We start from the raw sequence: 20,026 nt of genomic DNA on the forward strand, positions 1-20,026 counted from the left end.
AGCCAGCTTGTCACATCACACAACGTAAGTGAATTAGTCTTTATCCTTGAGGTTCGCTTTCATGCGCTCCAGCTCTTTCTCGATATCATCCTGCGCCTGCAGGTTGGCAAACTCGTCATGCAGATTCTTGCCTCGGCCCATGCTGTAACTGTCAGCTTCGGCTTCCATCTCATCAATACGGCGCTCGTACTGCTCGAACTTCGACAATGCTTCGTCCACCTTGCCGGTGTCCAGCTGGCGGCGTACATCACGACGGGTATCAGCGGCCTTGTGGCGCATCACCAACGCTTGCTGGCGGGCACGGGTTTCCTGCAACTTGCGCTCAAGCTCGGCAACCTCAGTCGCAAGCTTCTCGATGCTCGCCTCCACCAATTTGAACTCTTCGTTCAGGGTCAGCGCGACATCGTTGAGCTTCTGTTTCTCAATCAGGGCTGCACGGGCCAAATCCTCACGACCTTTTTGCAGGGCTAGGCTGGCTTTTTGCTGCCAATCGGCACTTTGCGCTTCAATCGCGTTAATGCGGCGCTGAAGCTCTTTTTTATCCGCAAGGGCGCGGGCTGACGAGGTGCGCACTTCTACCAAGGTGTCTTCCATTTCCTGGATGATAAGACGGATCATTTTCTGTGGATCTTCTGCCTTGTCCAGCAGCGAGTTCACGTTGGCGTTTACAATGTCAGCGAAGCGAGAAAAGATACCCATAATTACATCTCCATCGTTTGAGAACCTTGGTCTCAGGTTCATCAGTTTGTTTTTGCAGCAAACATTTTGCCGCGCTACGTTGTTACTAATACAACTAGTATGCCAACTTTTTGTTTTTTAAATATCATACACTTAGCTTTACACCCACTGAGCTGCCCTGCTATGGTGTGGACAAATACGCCAACAGTTAGCGAGATTAACCATGCGAAAAACGGACAATTTAATCGGTGAGTCTGAAGCATTCCTTACGGTACTCGATCAGACATCTCGCCTCGCTCCACTTGACCGCCCGGTACTGATCCTAGGGGAACGCGGTACTGGCAAAGAGCTCATCGCCCAGCGCCTGCACTACCTATCACGCCGCTGGGACCATCCTCTGATCTCACTCAACTGCGCAGCACTCAGTGACGGGGTGATTGATTCCGAACTGTTCGGCCATGAAGCTGGATCATTTACCGGTGCCAAAGGACGCCATCAAGGCCGTTTCGAACGGGCAGAAAACGGGACCTTGTTCCTCGACGAGCTGGCCACTGCACCGCTTGGGGTCCAAGAAAAATTGCTACGGGTGATTGAATATGGCGAATATGAGCGAGTGGGCGGCAGCAAGAGCTGTCAGGCCAACGTCCGTCTTGTCTGCGCAACCAATGAAAACCTCCCGGCACTGGCGGCCGACGGAAAGTTTCGGGCCGATCTGCTTGATCGCCTGGCGTTCGATATCATCCACCTGCCCCCGCTTCGAGAGCGAAGAGAAGATATCCTGCCATTGGCAGAGTATTATGCCGTCAGAATGTGCCGCGAACTGGGCTTCGGTTACTTTGCTGGTTTCACCCCGGCAGCCACTGAACAACTTCTGGCTTACCAGTGGCCGGGAAACATCCGCGAACTGAAAAACGTGGTGGAGCGCTCGGTATTTCGCAACAACAACGAAGATCTGCCCATCGACGACATCATCCTTGACCCGTTCCGAGCCCCTTGGGATAACAGCCATGCATCAAGCCTCCCCGTAGAACAGGCAGACGACGCGATCGCACCGATGCCGTCCTTGCCGATGGATTTTCGCCAATGGCAACAGGATCAGGAAATCACCGTCATCGAGCAGGCCCTAAAACAAGCCCAGTTCAACCAGCGCAAAGCGGCTGACTTGCTCGGCCTAAGCTACCACCAGCTACGTGGACTGCTGCGCAAATACCAACTGGCTGGCAATAACGAATAAAAACATAAACGGCAAAATACCGTACGATCTGGAAAAAATCCTTTAAGTTTGCAGGTATTTGCCGCTTATTGCTTGGTGGCGAACTATGATAGTGGTAAATTTGTAATCTTGTTTTCAAAAAATTACCTATTCTATGAGTGCCTATACCCGTTTCCTTCTTGCGTGTATCAGCCTTGCCAGCCTTGTTGGCTGTACTGATCCGCAGCTGGACAGCAGTATTCGTCGCCAAGGCTTCGTCTATTGTGGGCAAGATACCCCTACCACCTTCAATCCACAGCTTGTCGAAGGCGGACTGACCGCAGATACCCTCGCGGCTCAGGTATTTGACCGCTTACTGATGCTTGACCCCGTCAGCCACCAGCCGCAGCCCTCGCTGGCCAAGAGCTGGACTGTCAGCGGCGATGGCTTGAGCTACACTTTCAAGTTGCAAACCGGTATCGAGTTCCAAACCACTGACTGGTTTACACCTACACGCCCGTTCAATGCCCAGGACGTCGTGTTTAGCTTCAAGCGAGTCATTGACGATAACCACCCGTTCCATGCTATTTCGGGCGGCCGTTATCCGTGGTTTGAAAGCCAAAACTTTGCAGGACTCATCGAGGATGTTCGGGTTATCGATCCGGAGACGGTCGAGTTTACCCTGTCGCGCCCAGACAACGCGTTTTTAGCCAACTTGGCGACAGCCTATGCGGTCATTCATTCACAGGAATACGCCGACATCCTGCTACGCGCCGGCAAGCCAGATCAAATCGACAAACTGCCCGTTGGAACAGGTCCTTTCCACATAGAGCAATACCAGCCCAACGATTTTGTCCGCCTGAGCCGCCACTGGGGCTACTGGCAGGGCACGGCCCCGATGGATCAGGTGGTATTTGACATTTCCTCTCGCGGTACAGGTACGCTTGCCAAGCTGCTGAGCCATGAGTGCGATGTACTGTCATCCCCCGTTGCCAGCCAGTTGCCGGTGATCAACGAAGACGAGAACTTCAATCTCACCGCACAAACCGGTATGAACGTGGCCTACCTCGCACTAGACACCAAGCAGCCTGAACTGGCCGATATTCGTGTTCGCAAGGCCATCAACCATGCCATCAACCGCGACAACCTGCTGAGTTCGGTCTACTACGGCACCGGCACGCAAGCCCGCAGCCTGCTTCCACCAATGTCTTGGGCCTACAACCATAACAGTCAGGCTCTCGACTATGACCCAGCCAAGGCTCTGCAATTACTCAAAGAAGCTGGCTTCGACAAGAATCTGCACCTGACTATGTGGGTCCCGCTTGAGCCAAGGCCGTACAACCCAAGCCCGCGCAAAACAGCCGAGTTGATCCAAGCCGATCTCAATGCGGTTGGCGTTCAGGTAACCATCATCGCCCAAGATAACGTCAACCGGTTTAGCAAAATCGACCAAGACAACAGCGATCTGATCCTAACAGGTTGGGTGGCTGACAACGGCGATCCGGATAATTTCCTGCGCCCGTTACTGTCTTGCGATGCCATAGGTGCTGGGCTCAATGCCTCGAAATGGTGTGATCTTGATTTCGAAAACTTGCTAGAACTTGCCTCGCGCACCACACAGCTTGACCAGCGCCTGAATTATTATTTCCTTGCCCAGGATATTCTTGATCAGCAGGTTCCAATCATTCCGCTAGCCCACGGTGTGCATTTCCAAGTCCATCACCGTTCGCTACGTGGCCTGCAAATGAGTCCTTTTGGTACCCGTTCTTTCTCAACGGTATATCGGAACGAAAACTGATATGTTTATTTATACGATTCGACGCCTGAACCTGTTCCTGATCACCTTGCTGATCCTGACGGTAATTGGTTACAGCCTCCTTCGGCTCGATAGCGGTTCGCTTTGGGCCAGCCAGCCATTTTGGACTGGTTGGATGGCCTACCTCAGCAACCTGCTCAGCGGCAACCTTGGACTCAATGCCTTGGGAGAACCCGTTCTGCTTGAAATCATCCAAGTGTTTCCGGCCACACTGGAGTTGAGCTTTTTCGCCTTCCTACTCTCCTTGCTGGTGGGTATCCCACTTGGTACATGGGCCGGCGTAAAGCGCGGTAGCTATACCGATACCGCAATATCCTCGATCACCCTTGTCGGGTACTCGATTCCGCTATTCTGGCTGGCAATGCTGCTGATCATGCTGTTTTCGCTTAATCTTGGCTGGCTGCCGGTTTCCGGCCGCTATAGTCTGCTGTACGAAATCGATCATGTCACCGGCATCGCCATTGTGGACGTCATGCTCTCTAACAAGCCTTACCGGGCAGAAGCCCTGCTTGATGTCATCCGCCACCTTATCCTGCCAACACTCGTGCTGGCGATGGCACCGACCACAGAAGTCATACGCCTGACCCGCGCCTCGGTGTCAGACGTCATGGAGCAGAACTTTATCAAGGTTGCCCAAACCAAAGGTTTGTCGATGTTCGAAATCATTGCCCGCCATGTGCTGCGCAATGCCATACCGCCAATTATCCCAAAGTTGGGGATGCAGTTTTCGACCATGATGACCTTCGCCATGCTGACCGAGTCCATTTTCAACTGGCCGGGTATCGGCCGCTGGCTGCTTGATGCTATTTCTCGCCAAGACTTTGTTGCCATCCAAGCAGGTGTGATCACCGTCGGCGGTTTCATCTTGCTAGCCAACATCTTGTCTGAATTGGCCGGTGCATTCGTCAACCCGCTTGTACGGAAGGAATGGTATGCTCTCAAATAACATCTATCAGGAAACCAAAATCCCGACCCAGTGGGAACGAGCATGGCAGAACTTCCGGGCCAACTCGCTGGCGTTCTTTGGCTTTTGGTGCCTGCTGCTACTGGTGATCGTCACCCTGCTCTCTCCTTGGCTTGCCCCTTATGAGCCTATTAGCCAAGTGGGCGAACTCCTGATGCCACCATCATGGGATTCGGCCGGACAAGTTGACTACTTCTTCGGTACCGACGACCTTGGCCGGGATATTCTCAGCCGCCTGTTGATCGGCACCCAGCTAACTTTCGGCTACGCCGTCCTGATCGCCATTGCCTCAGCCGCCATCGGTATTCTGATCGGGGTACTGGCTGGTATGAGTAGCGGCTTGAAGTCCAGCTTCCTCAACCATGTGCTTGATACCATCCTGTCGATCCCCTCTCTGCTGCTGGCCATTATCGTGGTGGCGTACATGGGACCGGGCGAAACCAATATCCTGCTGGCCATTTGGCTGGCTCTGATCCCTCGATTTATCCGAGCAGTCTACACCGCGGTCCATACCGAGGTAGAAAAAGACTACATCATCGCAGCAAGGCTAGACGGCGCAAATAACGTCTACCTGCTCTACCACTCTATTTTGCCGAACATTCTGACGGTATTAACCAACGAGTTGACCCGTGCGATTTCGATTGCGATCCTGGACATCGCGGCACTGGGCTTCCTTGGCCTCGGCGCGCAGGCGCCGCACCCTGAATGGGGAGCGATGCTGGGGGACTCCATCGAGCTAATCTATTTGGCTCCGTGGACGGTGACCTTACCGGGATTGGCCATCACTTTCAGTGTTCTGGTTGTAAACTTAGTTGGAGAAGGACTCCGCCAGGCTATCAATGCGGGGATTGACTAATGCCTTTACTCGATATTCGAAACCTCACCATTGAGATTGACACGCCGCAAGGCATGGTCAAGGCCGTCGATCGCATGAGCCTGACCATCAACGAAGGGGAAATTCGCGGCTTGGTTGGCGAATCCGGCTCGGGCAAGAGCTTGGTCGCCAAGGCCATTGCCGGTGCGACCAAGAAGAACTGGCGGGTCAGCGCTGATCGCCTGCGCCTTGGTGATATCGATTTGCTGACCCTGTCGCCGCGAGAGCGACGCAGGGTTGTAGGCCGCGAAATCGCGATGATCTTCCAAGAGCCGTCAGCCTGTCTGGATCCTTCCGAACGCGTCGGCGAACAGTTGGAAGAAGCCATTCCGTCCTCGTCGTTCACGGGACGCTTCTGGCAACGCCTGCACTGGCGCCAAAAGCAGGCCATTGCCCTGCTCCACAAGGTCGGGATCAAAGAGCACAAGCGGGTAATGCGCAGCTACCCTTACGAGTTGACCGACGGCGAGTGCCAGAAGGTCATGATCGCCATGGCCATTGCCAACCGCCCCCGCCTGTTGATTGCCGATGAGCCAACGAACGATCTGGATGCTATTACCCAGGCCCAGATTTTCCGCTTGCTGAGCCGAATGAACCAGCTGGGCAACACCACAATCCTGCTGGTCAGCCATGACCTGACTACGGTTACCCAATGGGCCGACCGGATCACGGTGATGTACTGTGGCCAGTCGGTTGAATCGGCCAGCCGCCAGCAATTGCTTGAATCGCCTCACCATCCGTATACAGAGGCGCTGCTGCGGGCGATGCCCGATTTCAACATGGACATGCTGCCGCACAAAAGCAAGCTGGAAACCCTACCGGGCTCGATTCCCCCGCTCCAGCACCTGCCGATTGGCTGCCGCCTAGGCCCGCGCTGCCCACATGCCCAGCGCAAATGCGTTGAAGTACCGAAACGCCAGAAGATTAAAACCCATAAGTTCAGCTGCCACTTCCCGCTGAACATGGAGGAAACCAGCAAGTGAGCGCACTGCTTGAAGTCGAAAACCTGAAAAAAGACTACCACTACCGCTCCGGCCTGTTTCGACGCCGGACCATCGAGGCGGTAAAACCGGTCTCTTTCTCTCTGGAAGCAGGCGAAACCATCGCTTTCATGGGGGAAAACGGTTCAGGCAAATCTACCTTGGCCAGAATGCTAGCCGGGGTGGTCGAGCCAACCGAGGGGATAATCCGGGTTAACGGCGAGCCGCTGGCCCACCGCGACTACCTGACCCGCTGCAAGCTGATCAGGATGATCTTCCAAGATCCCAATACCTCGCTCAACCCGCGCCTGCAAATTGGCAAAATACTGGAAGGGCCGCTCAAGCGAAATACCGACATGACCCCGCACGCACGCGAGCGCCGGATCATGGAGACCTTAAAACGGGTCGGCCTGCTGCCCGAGCACGCCTATTTCTACCCGCAGATGCTGGCAACCGGGCAGAAGCAGCGCGTCTCTCTCGCGCGCGCGCTGATCCTCCAGCCGTGTATTATCGTCGCCGACGAGGCCTTGAACGGCCTTGATATGTCAATGCGCTCGCAGATCATCAACCTGCTGCTCGAATTGCAGGAAGAAATGGGACTGTCGTATATCTACGTCTCGCAGCATATGGGGGTGATCAAGCATTTCACCGACAAGGTGATGGTGATGCAAAATGGTGAAGTGGTCGAAAAAGGCCTGACTTCCGAGGTATTCAGCAACCCTCAGCATCCGCTGACCCAAAAGCTGCTCGACAGCCATTTCGCCGCACCGGCTCATGACCGCAGCAGCCGCAACGTGAGTCCCGCCTAACTGACTTATCCGGCGTGCTCCCGCTATCCCCATCCATTACACGGGAAACGGGATCACGCCATTGCCATCACTGCTGCCCCGCCCAGAGACACCGACAACAAGACCGGCCAAATAATATAGTTACGCATCCCAGCATGGCCTATTACGCACGCCATCCCCATCTTAACCAAACTGTTTACCGAAGCCGCAATCACGATCCCCAACGCCGCCGTGGACAGCAGCAAGCTCGCCGTACTTTGCCGGCCCAGTGCCAGTGTTATGGCATCGACATCGGTGATCCCGGAAATCGCGGCAAGGATCAGAATCCCGGTCTCGCCAAACCACGCCTGCAAGGCGCTCGACAGCAGCATAATCAGTAACAGGATAATCCCAAACCATAGAGCCGCAGAAAGCGCCAACGGGTTTTGTTTCATATCAGGCTCAGTGGTGGCATCACCACGGTGGCGATACCAGATCCACACCGCAGGCAGGTAAAACGCCACCATCATCACCCCGAGCGGTAACGCCAGCAGTTTCAGCAACGGCATATTAATCACCGAGCAGACAAACAGGATCCGTGGAAACATGGTGCCGCAACTAAGTAGTATGCCGCTAGCCAGCAATCCGCTTAAGCCCGGTTGATTTTTCGACAAATGGGAAAACTGGAGGGTCAGTGCCGTTGAAGAGCTCAAACCGGCAAACAGGCAGGTCAGTAAAATCCCCTTCTCCGCCCCGCCGAGTTTCATCGCGAAATAGCCAATAAAGGAGATACTGGCGATCAACACCACCATCCACCAGATCTCATACGGATTAATCGCCTGCCAAGGCCCCATCGCCTGATTAGGCAGCAATGGCAGCATCACCACTGAAATCAGCAACAACCGCAGCGCAGCATCCAGTTCGTACTCCTGCAGACGCTGCAAGGCAGTATGCATCTCCTGCTTATTATCCAAAATAATCGCCGTGATCACCGCGACAGACGCCGCCAGTACAGGCTCGCCAATCACCACAAGCACCCCGAGCGAGAAGGTGATCAACATGCCCACCAAGCCTGTAATGCTCAGGTTAACATTGAACTGCTGGCGGGTTTTATAGGCCACTGTCACCACAACGGCCATCGCGACAAAGGCCAGCCCAAGGAACAGCTCTGAAAAATGGCTGGCTATCAGCCCGCAAATCCCGCCCAGCAGACCCACCAAGGAATAGGTCCGGATCCCGGCGATGCGGGTTCCCGCCGCTTCATTGCGATCCACCCATCCACGCTGAATCCCAATAATCGCCCCAAGCAGCAAGGCAATCGCTAACCGTATGTAAGGGGAAGAGAAATCGAATTCCGTTTCCATAACGCTCTCCACTGGCCAGTGATAGTTTCAGTGTAGAGGGAGTCGCAAGCTGTGAATGCTGAGTGGGTCACGGAATGGGGGAAACCATAACGCGGTCATGCAATAACAGCGGAAGGCGTCAAACGTGTGAGGGTAGATAGAGGCATTTACATAGCAGATAGGCCTTTTTGTCGCCATACCCTATGGAACATAGAAAAATAACAGCTAAAAAGCACTGAGCGTACTCGGTGCTTTTTAGCATATCGAATTACCTCAAAATGCTGGATTCAGAGTCCACTGAAACAGGCAACTTGAGGTAGCTTAAGTATACATGTCCGTATCAATTTCCATCTCTTGGATGCAAAACAATCAAGCTCATGATACCAAGCAAGACAGCGGCAAAAACAGAACCAAAACGAACCAAATCATCGGAGATAGCGCTAATATTGGTCGAAGTAATACCGTAGAAAACCAGTACGACATAGCTTGAATACAGCAACTGAATCGAGTTATAACTGGCTTTCTTCGATACAGCATGAATCCCCATGAACAGAGAACTTATCACCGCCACCCCCAGCGTTCCTACAAGGTTGACTTGCAACAGGCTCATCACTAACGGTGGAATGGCATATAACACGCTGGCATATGTGGTAAGCAACCGTCTCAAACCATAATCTTTACCAATACTGGGATCGGGATCTTTGATGATCAACGCAACAATAATGGTGATGATAGTGCTTTGCTCCAAATTCAATTGGATAGTACATACCATGGTTACCATGACAATAGCGTGGGAGGCGAATTTTTCTAATAGCGCATACTTTAGTTTTGTTACCCTAACAACTCTTGGTTATGGCGATATTAGCCCCGTCACCCCGATAGCAAAAACACTCGTTCTCCTAGAAGCAATTGTCGGTATATTTTACATGGCTGTTGTCGTATCCAGTTTAGTCACCTCTAATTTTGAACATAAAGCACACAATATAGGCGAATTATAGGTGAATTAAATATTAAAAAAATATCGGCATTCTTTACTTTCGGCAGGAATGTAAACTGAAAGTGCTAAGGGTAGAGGCTTAGATTCGTCGAAGAGACGCATCACATTGACATATACCGTCATCATATAAAACCTAAGCATCATAAAATGATCTATCTGTTTTCCATCCAAAAGAAAAATAATATTATTGTTTCTCATATACTGAGACAACAAGTGCCTGTCGCTTGCATCTTGACCAAGAATGCTTACAAACACCCCCTGCGGGCAATGTTTGTGCTCAAGCATATAGACGAAACTGCTCTCATTCGTGTTCATTGGCTCTTTCAATTTAAGACCCCATCCTTTTTTCTTAATAGAATCGACCAATTGTTCTTCTAAAATAAGATGTTTTGGGGCAGAAATTTCTACCGTGTAGCGGTATATCTTCAGTGATAGGCTGATGCCTACTAACAAGATAAAAATCGCAAACGCAATTATTCGATACGGCATCGTTTATCCCCTTGAGAGCGCAGAGAGAGAAAAATAGGAGATATTGAAATAATAACAAGAATTATATTATATATATTCGCACCAACACCATCATGCATCCAAATATAGACCTGATAATCAATAGACATTAACCCTATTCTAATAACATTGGTAAGCAAAAGAAAAAGAAAAATATTTAAAAACCATTTTGTATTGATATTAGTGTAACCAAGGAGATAAAACATCGATACCCAACCAAGAATAACGAAAGAAACATTAAAAAAAACAGAGCACCCTATACCTATTGAGATGTTATGATCCTCACTTAAAAGAAGGTGGTTTTTATGAATATAAAGGTCTGAAAAGAAAGGAGAAAGAAGCTGACCGATAAACCATGTTTCCGCATGCAAAATAAAACCACTAGAAATCTTAAACAGGCAGTTTTTCCAAATAAAGCTCAATGCTAGCATCGTCAAAAGAACAACCTTGCCTTCAAAACGGCCCACCTGTAGCCGATATAAAATTGCAGCAATGAGCAATCCTACCCATGATGCTAATGAGCTGGGGATCATGAGGAAAAAAACTAAAACCAGACACGGAAGTATGAGTGATTTTTTTGTCGAAATATCAGTGAGATGCAGAAAAACAATAGTAAATACTGTAAATATCAGTATAGGGCTAACCGGGAATTGGCTGAAATCGTTAAACCATGCTACGAGACTGCTTGTTAAGCCGTTTGCTATTGTTAAAAGAGATAGCAATATAAACGAGGTGTCATAAAACACACCTCGCCATAGCTTATCATCCTCTTTATTATTTATTTTATGATGCCTATTATTACTTATCCTCACGGTTAATTACTCTTCTCCTTATATACAGACCTAAACTAGATGCAACAAACAAGACCCCTGCACCAAGCCACCCTGAAGATAACTCCAACATAGGGGCAGCTGAAGAAGTAACACAATGAGGGTTTCCAACATGTTTACCATTACCACAGACCGCATCCGGTACAGCATAGCTTTGTGAGGTTATGCATAGCATTGCTAAAATAAATATCAATTTTCGAGTGCGCTTCATTTTTCCTCTCACATTAATAACAGATTCCCAAAATTGTTTTCAATTTGCATATTATCTGTAAATTGAAAAAAAATGGGCCTTCAATTAGACAAATAATATCGCGATATAATTAATGCAAGAGTTGTTCCATTATAGAATGGAGTCAAAATGTTACGTTTAATACTTATAGTTTATTAAGGGTATGAAAATGATGGGTCATCAGCCAAAGCCTACCCGAGTAGGCTTTGGTGTTAGTCTTTATTTACTTAATAGCAGTACAGAAGCTCACATCTGCATGCTGGGTCTGCGGATCAAAACTATGGTACAGCTCAAAACAAGGACGGTTGTCGTTCTCTATCCCAGTGGCAACCACCTCACTCATTAGAGCATCCCATGCCTTTCCGTACTGGCTAACATCAGTCACCATTTGCCGCATCACCGCATACTGACCACCGGGAAAATCTTGAAGTTCAAGCCCTGCGGGAACGTCGGTATCATCCGGTACCATCAGACAGATATCGGTTCGGCACTTATCATCAGGGGTAATCTCTGGGTTATCGTGGTAAATGAATATACAGCTATTGCCGGCCAACCCTTTCATTCCAGCCCATTGGTACAAACGAGTACTCGGTTCTTCATAACCTTTCCCGTAAGGCCCGGTAACACGGATATAAGCCAGTTTAGTCGGCTCGAAGTATTGTGTTTCCATTGTCCTGCTCCATATTGAAGGTTCTTGACCAGTATATGGGGCATCCGTGGTTACTTCGTTTCCGATCTTGCGCAACGTGTGTCCAATCTTGCTGTTTCGCATCATCTGTCTGAAAGCATCATAATCCTGACAGTCGCGAAATGTGGTTGGGGTCTCACCAAAATGCTGCTTGAACGCCTTGGCGAAACTTTGAGAGGAAGAAAAACCGTATTCCAATGCGATATGTAAAACCGCAGGCTTAGACTTGAACAGCTCATTGGCGGCGGCTTCTAACCGCAACCGGCGAATAAAATCGGCCAGCGTCTCGCCTTGCACGGCCCTAAAAGTGCGATGAAAATGGTATGGGGAAATATTGGCTAACGCGGCAACCTCAACCAAGTTCAAGGGCTCGTTAAAATGTGCCTCAAGGTAACGGATAACGGGTAGCAGCCGCTTGTGGTAGTCAACAACCATGATATTCCTCACCATTTCATCGTTGAACATGCAGCCTACCGCTTTCATACAGAGTTTCAATCACTATTCTGCCAAGTTGGGATAAACCGCGTTAACTATCTGCCCTATAGTATTCACCCTATATGCCGCAAACTTAATGATTGCTCACTGCAACACATTGAAAATATTTCCCCTGTTGAGGATGATACCGTTAACGTAGAGCCTCGATGGTTCGAACCCTGCGCCTGATTAAAAGGCCAATGCATTTTCACGGAAGCAAGCAGTTAGAGGTCGCTTGGGTATAAGGTTAACGATGGAATTCATTTCAGCAACACCAGAATCTGAACTATATGCTTTGAGCCTTTATAAACTTTTGGGCTCAGTGTCTTGCTTGGTGCTTTTTACCGTTAGTATTTTAAATAAAAAATCGCTCTTTAACGCCACGGTAAAGACCTCTTTTTTGGCTGCATTTTTTATGTTTCTCAGCTACTCCGTTGCTGAACGATTTCACACAATGACGATTGTAAACAATCATATTTCGTTCAATTTTATATGGTCAGCATTAGACGAAACTATTGAGGCGGATGATATTTCAGCGGTCACTTTCGGTATCAGAGGGAAAGGAAAACACTGCTACATTAGTGTTAACACGCATTCTGGAGAAAAGTATCAAAGTGTCACACTCGCAAAAGATACGGACATTTGCAAAACGACAAGAACAGCACTAATAGAACGGTTAGGACTATAACAAATGAAAAACAGGCACTAGATCGTTCATCATAGTGCCTGTTTTTTATTCATGTATTCGGGGTTACCCGTTATGCCAGCGTCTTGTTAATGGCCGCCAATACAGCCGCTGGATCTTCTGCTTGAGTAATTGGGCGGCCAATCACCAGATAATCAGACCCTGCGGCCACCGCTTCCACTGGCGTCATTACACGGCGCTGATCGCCAGCTGCACTGCCCGCCGGACGAATACCCGGTGTCACCAGCTTGAATGACTGGCCCAGCTCACCTTTTAGCAGGCTAGCCTCCTGAGCCGAACACACTACCCCATCCAAGCCGCTGTTTTTGGTTAGGCGTGCCAAATTCAGCACCTGCTCTTGCGGCTCGCACTGAATACCGATACCGCGCAGATCCGAGGCTTCCATACTGGTTAGCACAGTAACGCCAATCAGCAGCGGACGATCTTTGCCATATGGCTCAAGAATTTCACGCGACGCAGTCATCATCCGCTCGCCGCCAGAGGCATGAACGTTCACCATCCATACACCCATTTCGGCCGCAGCACGTACCGCATGGGAGCAAGTATTCGGGATATCGTGGAATTTCAAATCTAGAAATACAGAATGGCCCCGATCATGCAGTTTACGCACGAAGTCAGGGCCAAAATAAGTAAACATCTCTTTACCAACTTTGAGGCGGCAGCTTCCCGGCTCAATACGATCAACAAAGGCCAGCGCCTCGTCTTGGCTTGGGTAATCGAGCGCAACAATCACTTTTGGGTCTAACATGGCATCTCCTGCTTCGCTATCATTTTCATCCTCCCCCGGCTAGCGGAGGCGGTCAGGATTGTACAGCAAATATCTATTTTTGCGAGTATTTTTTAATTACTGTCACGTAGCGCGCAAAACAACAACTCTTTGTGAGCAGCCAATCGTTTGTTATTACCACTTAATTACAAATCGGTTGATATGTATCCAGCTAATGGCGAAAAAAAACCGCTCTGATAAAGAGCGGTCTTCTCTGTCTATTCACCATCAAGGCCGCGGATCGGCTTGATGGTTCCCCAGCTTTTACACGACGGACACTGCCAGTAAAGCGAATGGGTGGCAAAACCACATTGACGGCAACGGTAATGGGGCTTCATCTTCAACTGCTCCCCCACCAAGCCACGCAAGGTAGCAAGGCTATCTTTGGCTCGCCCCTCTTCAGCTTCGTCAAGGTGGTAATCCATCAACTGATAGAAACCTTTCATGGTTGGGTTTTTCTGCAGCTGACGCATCATGAAGCTCTGTGCCATATTTGCGCCCTCGCGCTTGGCAATTTCATCCGCCAACATTAATTCGGCAGTAGAACCTGCTTTATGCTCGACACAATACTGCAAGTACTTGAGCCAGCCACTTTCATTGTTCAATGCTTCATAGCAATTCAACAACAATGGCAGCGCCTCGCCTGTAAAATCAATATCTTGGTCCACAACCTTCTCAAGATACTTGGCCGCTGCCTTGTAATCCTCTTCGCTGATCAGGATTTTCGCGGTCATGATCGATGCACGAACACACTGCTTATCCGCAGAAAGGGCCTTTTTTAGAATCGACTTGGCTTTATCCGGGCTCTGCGCACTGAGTTCCAGCATCGCCATTTCACACCAATAATGGGCAATATCGTGCTTGAGCTGGCTCTTACCCAACTTGACCAACTGGGAAGCGCTATCTATCGCTTTCTCCCATTCGCGGGTCTGCTGGTAAATCGTCAGTAGCTGCTTCAATGCCCCTTTACGATGATCGGGCTCATCAAGCAACTGATGGAAAATTTTCTCTGCGCGGTCGAAAAAGCCTGCGGCCATGTAATCCTGAGCTAACTGCTGCAAGGCCAAGTTACGCTGGTCGATGGTCAAATTAGGACGGGCAATCAAATTTTGGTGGATACGAATAGCGCGATCAACCTCTCCCCGGCTGCGGAACAAATTCCCCAGGGCCAGGTGAGTATCAATAGTTTCACTATCAACTTGGAGCAGCTCGATGAATACATCCACCGCTTTGTCTGACTGATCAGACAACAGCAAGTTCAGACCCGTCACGTACTGACGTGACATATGGTGAGACTGCTCCTGTTGTTTGTTACTAGCGCTCCTGTTACCCATGTACCAACCGTAGGCGGCGGCAACAGGCAATAGCAGGAACAACAGCTCTAGCATTAACGATTATTCCTTAACAGGCTCGGCACGTAGCTGATCCAATTCTTTCTGCTGTTTTTCGACTTTCTTCATCAAACGATTTCGAGTGAAACGCGTCTTCAGGTACAAGGTACCACAAATTAGCCAGCCAAGGGCAAAACCACCACCGAAGGCAATCCCTAACAGGGTGGACAACTGGAAGTCACCTTGGGCAATCAGAAAATCAAAATTTACCAGCTGCTGGTTCTGGGCACCTAAGGCAAGGGTAATTAAAAAGCAGGCAACCAATACAAGAACAGTCAGTATCTTCATCGTGAATCCTTCTCACTTGAATGTAAACAGATGTGCTACCTATCCGTGAATGTCAAAGTGCTATATTTAACAAAAGCCTTTTTCTAAGGACAGATCGGTATGGGCTGATTATGCAGGATTTTGGCTCATCAGACCATGATCAATAGATATAAAAAAACGGCATACCAAGTAGTATGCCGTTTTTTTGATCTATACGCGGTTAACCGGCAAGAGCCAAGTTAACACGGTCGCGCAGTTCCTTGCCTGGTTTGAAGTGGGGAACGTACTTGCCGTCCAATTCCACTTTGTCGCCAGTTTTAGGGTTGCGACCTACACGCGGAGCACGGTAATGCAAAGAGAAGCTGCCAAAGCCGCGGATTTCAATACGGTCGCCATCAGCAAGTGTTGACGCCATATGCTCAAGGATTTCCTTGATCGCATCTTCTACCTGTTTGGCAGAAAGATGTGTTTGTTGACTACATAGCCTTTCAATTAATTCAGACTTTGTCATAAACACTCCGGTTTTTTAGTATGTTTCTCAGTAGTATAACCGCTTAGGGGGAAAAATGTTCCCCCTATGCTCAATTATTCGCCTTTAGCCGCTTTGAATGCGTCAGCCATAGCGTTACCGAACGCAGCATCATCTTGCTTGTTCAGTGTAGCCATTGCTTCTTGCTCTTCAGCAACGTCTTTAGCACGTACAGATAGGTTGATTACGCGGTTCTTACGGTCAACGCCAGTGAACTTAGATTCAACTGAATCGCCAACAGAAAGAATTAGAGTAGCGTCTTCAACACGGTCAACTGATGCTTCAGAAGCACGTAGGTAACCTTCAACACCTTCAGCTAGCTCGATAGTTGCGCCTTTAGCGTCAACTGCAGTAACTGTACCAGTTACTAGAGCGCCTTTCTTGTTAAGAGCTACGAAGCCGTTGAACGGGTCTTCTTCGATCTGCTTGATGCCTAGAGAGATGCGCTCACGCTCAGCGTCAACTGCTAGTACAACTGCAGAGATTTCGTCGCCTTTCTTGAAGTCACGAACTGCGTCTTCACCAGCAACATTCCAAGAAATGTCAGATAGGTGAACTAGACCGTCGATGCCGCCTTCAAGACCGATGAAGATACCGAAGTCAGTGATAGACTTGATCTTACCAGTTACTTTGTCGCCCTTAGCTTGCATTTCTGCAAATGACTGCCATGGGTTTGCTTTGCACTGCTTAAGACCTAGGCTGATACGACGACGTTCTTCGTCGATATCAAGAACCATAACTTCAACTTCGTCGCCCACGTTAACAACTTTAGATGGGTGGATGTTCTTGTTAGTCCAATCCATCTCAGAAACGTGTACAAGACCTTCAACGCCTTCTTCGATTTCAACGAAGCAGCCGTAGTCAGTTAGGTTAGTTACGCGACCAGAAAGCTTAGTACCTTCTGGGTAACGCTTAGCGATAGCTACCCATGGATCTTCGCCTAGCTGCTTAAGACCTAGTGATACGCGAGTACGCTCACGATCGAACTTAAGAACTTTAACGTTGATCTCGTCGCCAACATTAACGATTTCAGATGGGTGCTTAACGCGTTTCCAAGCCATGTCAGTGATGTGTAGAAGACCATCAACACCACCCAGGTCAACGAACGCACCGTAGTCAGTAAGGTTCTTAACGATACCTTTAACTTCCATGCCTTCCTGTAGAGAAGCAAGAAGTTCATCACGCTCAACGCTGTTTTCAGATTCGATAACTGCGCGACGAGAAACAACTACGTTGTTACGCTTCTGGTCTAGCTTGATTACTTTGAACTCAAGCTCTTTGTTTTCTAGGTGAGCAGTGTCACGAACTGGGCGTACGTCTACTAGTGAACCTGGTAGGAACGCACGGATGCCGTTAAGTTCAACTGTGAAGCCGCCTTTAACTTTACCGTTGATGATACCAACAACAGTTTCAGCATCTTCGTAAGCTTTCTCAAGAACGATCCATGCTTCGTGGCGCTTCGCTTTCTCACGAGAAAGTTTAGTTTCACCAAAACCGTCTTCAACAGCGTCTAGAGCTACGTCTACTTCTGCGCCAACTTCGATTTCAATTTCGCCAGCAGCGTTCTTGAATTCTTCAGCAGGGATAGAAGACTCAGACTTAAGGCCTGCGTCAACAAGTACATAACCGTTTTCGATCGCAACAACAGTACCTTTAACGATGGCACCTTGACGCGTTTCAACTTCTTTTAGTGACTCTTCGAATAGCTGAGCAAAAGATTCAATCATTTTTCAATCTTCAAAGTAATTAACAACCACGGGTATCCTACCTCGTGGGGTTGGAAATAAAGTCGGACATCATCCTTGAAACCGACGCACCATCAGACTAATTATTTAGCCGATAATATCTTTTCAATATAAGCCAATGCCTGTTCGGTCACCTGCTCAATGGACATCTCCGTTGAGTCTAGCACCACAGCATCATCAGCGGGACGCAACGGTGCAACCGCTCGGTTGCGATCGCGATCGTCGCGCTCTTGAATTTCTTTCAAAAGGTGGTCAAAGTTAACATCTAAGCCTTTCTGTTGCAACTGTTTCATGCGACGGTTCGCACGTTCTTCAGCACTGGCATCTAGAAAGATCTTTACTTCGGCCTGAGGAAAGACCACAGTTCCCATGTCTCGCCCATCGGCTACTAGCCCTGGCTCTTCGCTAAAAGCACGCTGACGGCGCAGCAAGGCCTCACGTACGCGTGGCAACGCAGCTACCTTAGACGCAGCCATACCCGTCTCTTCTTTACGAAGCTCTCCGGATACATCTTCGCCTTCAAGAATAACCTTAACCAACTCACCTTCGGCAACAAACTGTACATCCAGATGAGCAGCCAACGGAACCAAGGCATCTTCAGACTCAAGGTCTACCCCGTGGTGGATTGCCGCTAGGGCAAGCACACGGTAAATAGCGCCAGAATCCAGCAGCTTCCAGCCCAGTTTTTCTGCCAACAGCATACACAGGGTGCCTTTGCCGGCACCGCTCGGGCCATCAACAGTAATCACTGGTGCGTGAATAGACATAGGTTCTCTCCAAACTCGTTCTAACGTAAGCAGTAATACGCGTAAGCACGACAATTTTGCCCATGCGTATTACCACTCAAAATCGGTTGCGCATTATACGGGAAAATGGCTGTGATACCAATCAGTAAAAATTATCTTTACCATATATCAGCATGACCGATAACAGCCCACCGTTGCCAGCAGGCTGTCAGTAAAAGGACGAGATACCCGAGTTACTGGCTCAAAATCGCCAATTTTTCGAAATAATCGGGAAATGTCTTTGATGTGCACTTGGGATCGTTAATTGTCACCGACGTGTCACTCAACGCCACCAGCGAAAAACACATTGCCATCCGGTGATCGTCATAGGTATCGATCGCCGCATGTTTGAGCTGAGACGGCGGGGTGATCATAATATAATCCTCCCCTTCTTCTACCTCAGCCCCTACTTTGCGCAGCTCGGTCGCCATCGCGCTCAGACGGTCGGTCTCTTTGACCCGCCAATTGTACACATTGCGGATAGCCGTTGTCCCTTGGGCAAACAGCGCCGCAGTCGCAATAGTCATCGCCGCATCCGGAATATGGTTGAAATCCATATCGACCGCATTGAGCTCGCCGCGACGGGCAATCACATAGTCATCACCCCATTCGATCTCTGCGCCCATTGCCGCCAGTGCATCGGCAAACTGAATATCACCCTGAATGCTGTTGCGGCCAATACCGGTCACTTTTACTTCACCGCCACGGATCGCAGCCGCCGCAAGGAAGTAAGATGCGGAAGACGCATCGCCTTCTACCAGCAAATCTCCCGGCGAGACATAGCTCTGTCCGCCTTTGACAATAAACGTCTGGTAATGTTGGTTTTCGACCGTAACCCCAAACTGGGCCATGATATGCAGGGTAATATCAATATAAGGCTTGGATACCAAGTCGCCTTTGATAGCTATCGTGGTATCCGTATCGGCCAATGGTGCTGCCATCAAGAATGCCGTCAAAAATTGGCTAGAAATAGAACCATCAATCTCGACATTCCCTCCCGCCAGGCCCGTACCGTTAATTTTCAACGGCGGATAATGCTCATTCTCAAGGTAGGAGATCTCTGCCCCTGCGGTGCGCAAGGCATCCACCAAATGGCCAATGGGCCGCTCTTTCATGCGCGGCTCTCCGGTGAGAACGTACTCACCATGGCCAAGGCACAAAGCCGCAACCAACGGACGCATCGCGGTTCCCGCATTACCCAAGAACAGTTCCAGTGGCTTATCGGTATGAAATGCACCGCCCAAGCCCGTTACTTCACACTCGGTCTTGTCTTCCGACAGCGTGTAGGCCACACCAAGCTGGCCTAAGGCGGTAAGCATGTGGCGAATATCGTCGCTATCGAGCAAGTTGGTCAGCCGAGTCGTGCCTTTGGCCAGCGCCGCCAGCAATAATGCTCGGTTCGATACACTTTTCGAGCCCGGTAAATTCACGGTGCCACTAATCGTCGTGATTGGCTGTAAGGTTAAACTTTCCATCTGTTAGGTCATCAATCCTGTTT

20 protein-coding genes and 1 pseudogene are annotated in these 20,026 nt (G+C 49.5%); 8 read left to right on the plus strand and 13 right to left on the minus strand.

The features are described 5' to 3' along the window. Nucleotides 1–33: 33 nt before the first annotated feature. A complete protein-coding gene (gene pspA, locus ABT56_RS02085; protein WP_047877178.1) occupies nucleotides 34–699 on the minus strand; it encodes a phage shock protein PspA in 666 nt (221 codons plus the stop codon). 202 nt (nucleotides 700–901) lie between these two features. Here pspA and pspF point away from each other — a divergent pair, with 202 nt between their 5' ends. The 6 genes from pspF to ABT56_RS02115 all read left to right on the plus strand — a co-directional run bounded on the left by pspF (nucleotide 902) and on the right by ABT56_RS02115 (nucleotide 7,313). Next, the gene (gene pspF, locus ABT56_RS02090; protein ID WP_047877179.1) at nucleotides 902–1,912 is read left to right on the plus strand and encodes a phage shock protein operon transcriptional activator; all 1,011 of its coding nucleotides are present in this window, start codon (nucleotides 902–904) and stop codon (nucleotides 1,910–1,912) included. 133 nt (nucleotides 1,913–2,045) lie between these two features. Further along, a complete protein-coding gene (sapA, locus tag ABT56_RS02095) occupies nucleotides 2,046–3,668 on the plus strand; it encodes an ABC transporter substrate-binding protein SapA (RefSeq protein WP_047877180.1) in 1,623 nt (540 codons plus the stop codon). A 1-nt stretch (nucleotide 3,669) separates the two neighbouring features. Further along, the gene (locus ABT56_RS02100; RefSeq protein WP_047877181.1) at nucleotides 3,670–4,632 is read left to right on the plus strand and encodes an ABC transporter permease; all 963 of its coding nucleotides are present in this window, start codon (nucleotides 3,670–3,672) and stop codon (nucleotides 4,630–4,632) included. Beyond that, the gene (gene sapC / locus ABT56_RS02105) at nucleotides 4,619–5,506 is read left to right on the plus strand and encodes a putrescine export ABC transporter permease SapC (RefSeq protein ID WP_047877182.1); all 888 of its coding nucleotides are present in this window, start codon (nucleotides 4,619–4,621) and stop codon (nucleotides 5,504–5,506) included. Before ABT56_RS02100 ends, sapC begins: the two co-directional genes overlap by 14 nt. After that, on the plus strand, nucleotides 5,506–6,507 hold the full coding sequence (locus tag ABT56_RS02110; protein ID WP_047877183.1) for a peptide ABC transporter ATP-binding protein: 1,002 nt from the start codon (nucleotides 5,506–5,508) through the stop codon (nucleotides 6,505–6,507). Before sapC ends, ABT56_RS02110 begins: the two co-directional genes overlap by 1 nt. Then, entirely contained in the window at nucleotides 6,504–7,313 is an 810-nt protein-coding gene (locus tag ABT56_RS02115; protein WP_047877184.1) for a peptide ABC transporter ATP-binding protein, read from the plus strand. Before ABT56_RS02110 ends, ABT56_RS02115 begins: the two co-directional genes overlap by 4 nt. Before the next feature lie 53 nt (nucleotides 7,314–7,366). Here ABT56_RS02115 and ABT56_RS02120 read toward each other — a convergent pair whose 3' ends face one another. Both ABT56_RS02120 and ABT56_RS02125 read right to left on the minus strand, forming a co-directional pair. After that, on the minus strand, nucleotides 7,367–8,635 hold the full coding sequence (locus ABT56_RS02120; RefSeq protein WP_047877185.1) for an MgtC/SapB family protein: 1,269 nt from the start codon (nucleotides 8,633–8,635) through the stop codon (nucleotides 7,367–7,369). Between the two features lie 319 nt (nucleotides 8,636–8,954). Continuing rightward, nucleotides 8,955–9,401, minus strand: a pseudogene (locus ABT56_RS02125) (DUF2955 domain-containing protein); the annotation flags it as partial. Between ABT56_RS02125 and ABT56_RS02130 the strand changes: the two are divergent. After that, nucleotides 9,394–9,612 (plus strand): potassium channel family protein, encoded by a 219-nt coding sequence (locus ABT56_RS02130; RefSeq protein ID WP_476742273.1) that lies wholly within the window; start codon nucleotides 9,394–9,396, stop codon nucleotides 9,610–9,612. The pseudogene ABT56_RS02125 and the gene ABT56_RS02130 overlap by 8 nt on opposite strands. Nucleotides 9,613–9,617: 5 nt before the next feature. Here the strand turns inward: ABT56_RS02130 and ABT56_RS02135 are convergent, their stop codons facing one another. The 3 genes from ABT56_RS02135 to ABT56_RS02145 form a co-directional block, all read right to left on the minus strand. Then, the gene (locus ABT56_RS02135; protein ID WP_047877186.1) at nucleotides 9,618–10,100 is read right to left on the minus strand and encodes a hypothetical protein; all 483 of its coding nucleotides are present in this window, start codon (nucleotides 10,098–10,100) and stop codon (nucleotides 9,618–9,620) included. Beyond that, complete coding sequence (locus tag ABT56_RS02140; protein WP_053062357.1) at nucleotides 10,085–10,930, minus strand: hypothetical protein; 846 nt, start codon at nucleotides 10,928–10,930, stop codon at nucleotides 10,085–10,087. Before ABT56_RS02140 ends, ABT56_RS02135 begins: the two co-directional genes overlap by 16 nt. Nucleotides 10,931–11,400: 470 nt before the next feature. Continuing rightward, nucleotides 11,401–12,300, minus strand: a complete 900-nt coding sequence (locus tag ABT56_RS02145; RefSeq protein ID WP_047877508.1) for an AraC family transcriptional regulator — start codon at nucleotides 12,298–12,300, stop codon at nucleotides 11,401–11,403. A gap of 292 nt (nucleotides 12,301–12,592) precedes the next feature. On the opposite strand from ABT56_RS02145, the gene ABT56_RS02150 reads away from it, so the two are divergent. Further along, nucleotides 12,593–13,027: a hypothetical protein gene (locus tag ABT56_RS02150; RefSeq protein WP_047877187.1), complete on the plus strand. Its 435-nt coding sequence runs from the start codon at nucleotides 12,593–12,595 to the stop codon at nucleotides 13,025–13,027. Nucleotides 13,028–13,097: 70 nt separating this feature from the next. On the opposite strand, the gene pyrF is transcribed toward ABT56_RS02150, so the two are convergent. The 7 genes from pyrF to aroA all read right to left on the minus strand — a co-directional run bounded on the left by pyrF (nucleotide 13,098) and on the right by aroA (nucleotide 20,003). Beyond that, nucleotides 13,098–13,793, minus strand: coding sequence for an orotidine-5'-phosphate decarboxylase (pyrF, locus tag ABT56_RS02155; RefSeq protein WP_047877188.1), 696 nt, complete (start codon nucleotides 13,791–13,793; stop codon nucleotides 13,098–13,100). 236 nt (nucleotides 13,794–14,029) lie between these two features. Further along, on the minus strand, nucleotides 14,030–15,199 hold the full coding sequence (lapB, locus tag ABT56_RS02160) for a lipopolysaccharide assembly protein LapB (protein WP_047877189.1): 1,170 nt from the start codon (nucleotides 15,197–15,199) through the stop codon (nucleotides 14,030–14,032). Between the two features lie 6 nt (nucleotides 15,200–15,205). Next, the gene (locus tag ABT56_RS02165) at nucleotides 15,206–15,490 is read right to left on the minus strand and encodes a LapA family protein (protein WP_047877190.1); all 285 of its coding nucleotides are present in this window, start codon (nucleotides 15,488–15,490) and stop codon (nucleotides 15,206–15,208) included. A gap of 199 nt (nucleotides 15,491–15,689) precedes the next feature. Next, a complete protein-coding gene (gene ihfB, locus ABT56_RS02170; RefSeq protein ID WP_047877191.1) occupies nucleotides 15,690–15,980 on the minus strand; it encodes an integration host factor subunit beta in 291 nt (96 codons plus the stop codon). 74 nt (nucleotides 15,981–16,054) lie between these two features. Further along, nucleotides 16,055–17,725 carry a 30S ribosomal protein S1 gene (gene rpsA, locus ABT56_RS02175; RefSeq protein WP_047877192.1) on the minus strand — a complete coding sequence of 557 codons (1,671 nt, stop codon included), beginning with the start codon at nucleotides 17,723–17,725 and terminating at the stop codon, nucleotides 16,055–16,057. Nucleotides 17,726–17,826: 101 nt separating this feature from the next. After that, nucleotides 17,827–18,510: a (d)CMP kinase gene (gene cmk, locus ABT56_RS02180; RefSeq protein ID WP_047877193.1), complete on the minus strand. Its 684-nt coding sequence runs from the start codon at nucleotides 18,508–18,510 to the stop codon at nucleotides 17,827–17,829. Nucleotides 18,511–18,722: 212 nt separating this feature from the next. Continuing rightward, nucleotides 18,723–20,003, minus strand: coding sequence for a 3-phosphoshikimate 1-carboxyvinyltransferase (aroA, locus tag ABT56_RS02185; protein WP_047877194.1), 1,281 nt, complete (start codon nucleotides 20,001–20,003; stop codon nucleotides 18,723–18,725). Nucleotides 20,004–20,026 lie beyond the last annotated feature (23 nt).

The organism is Photobacterium aquae (assembly GCF_001029445.1).
Lineage (GTDB): Bacteria > Pseudomonadota > Gammaproteobacteria > Enterobacterales > Vibrionaceae > Photobacterium > Photobacterium aquae.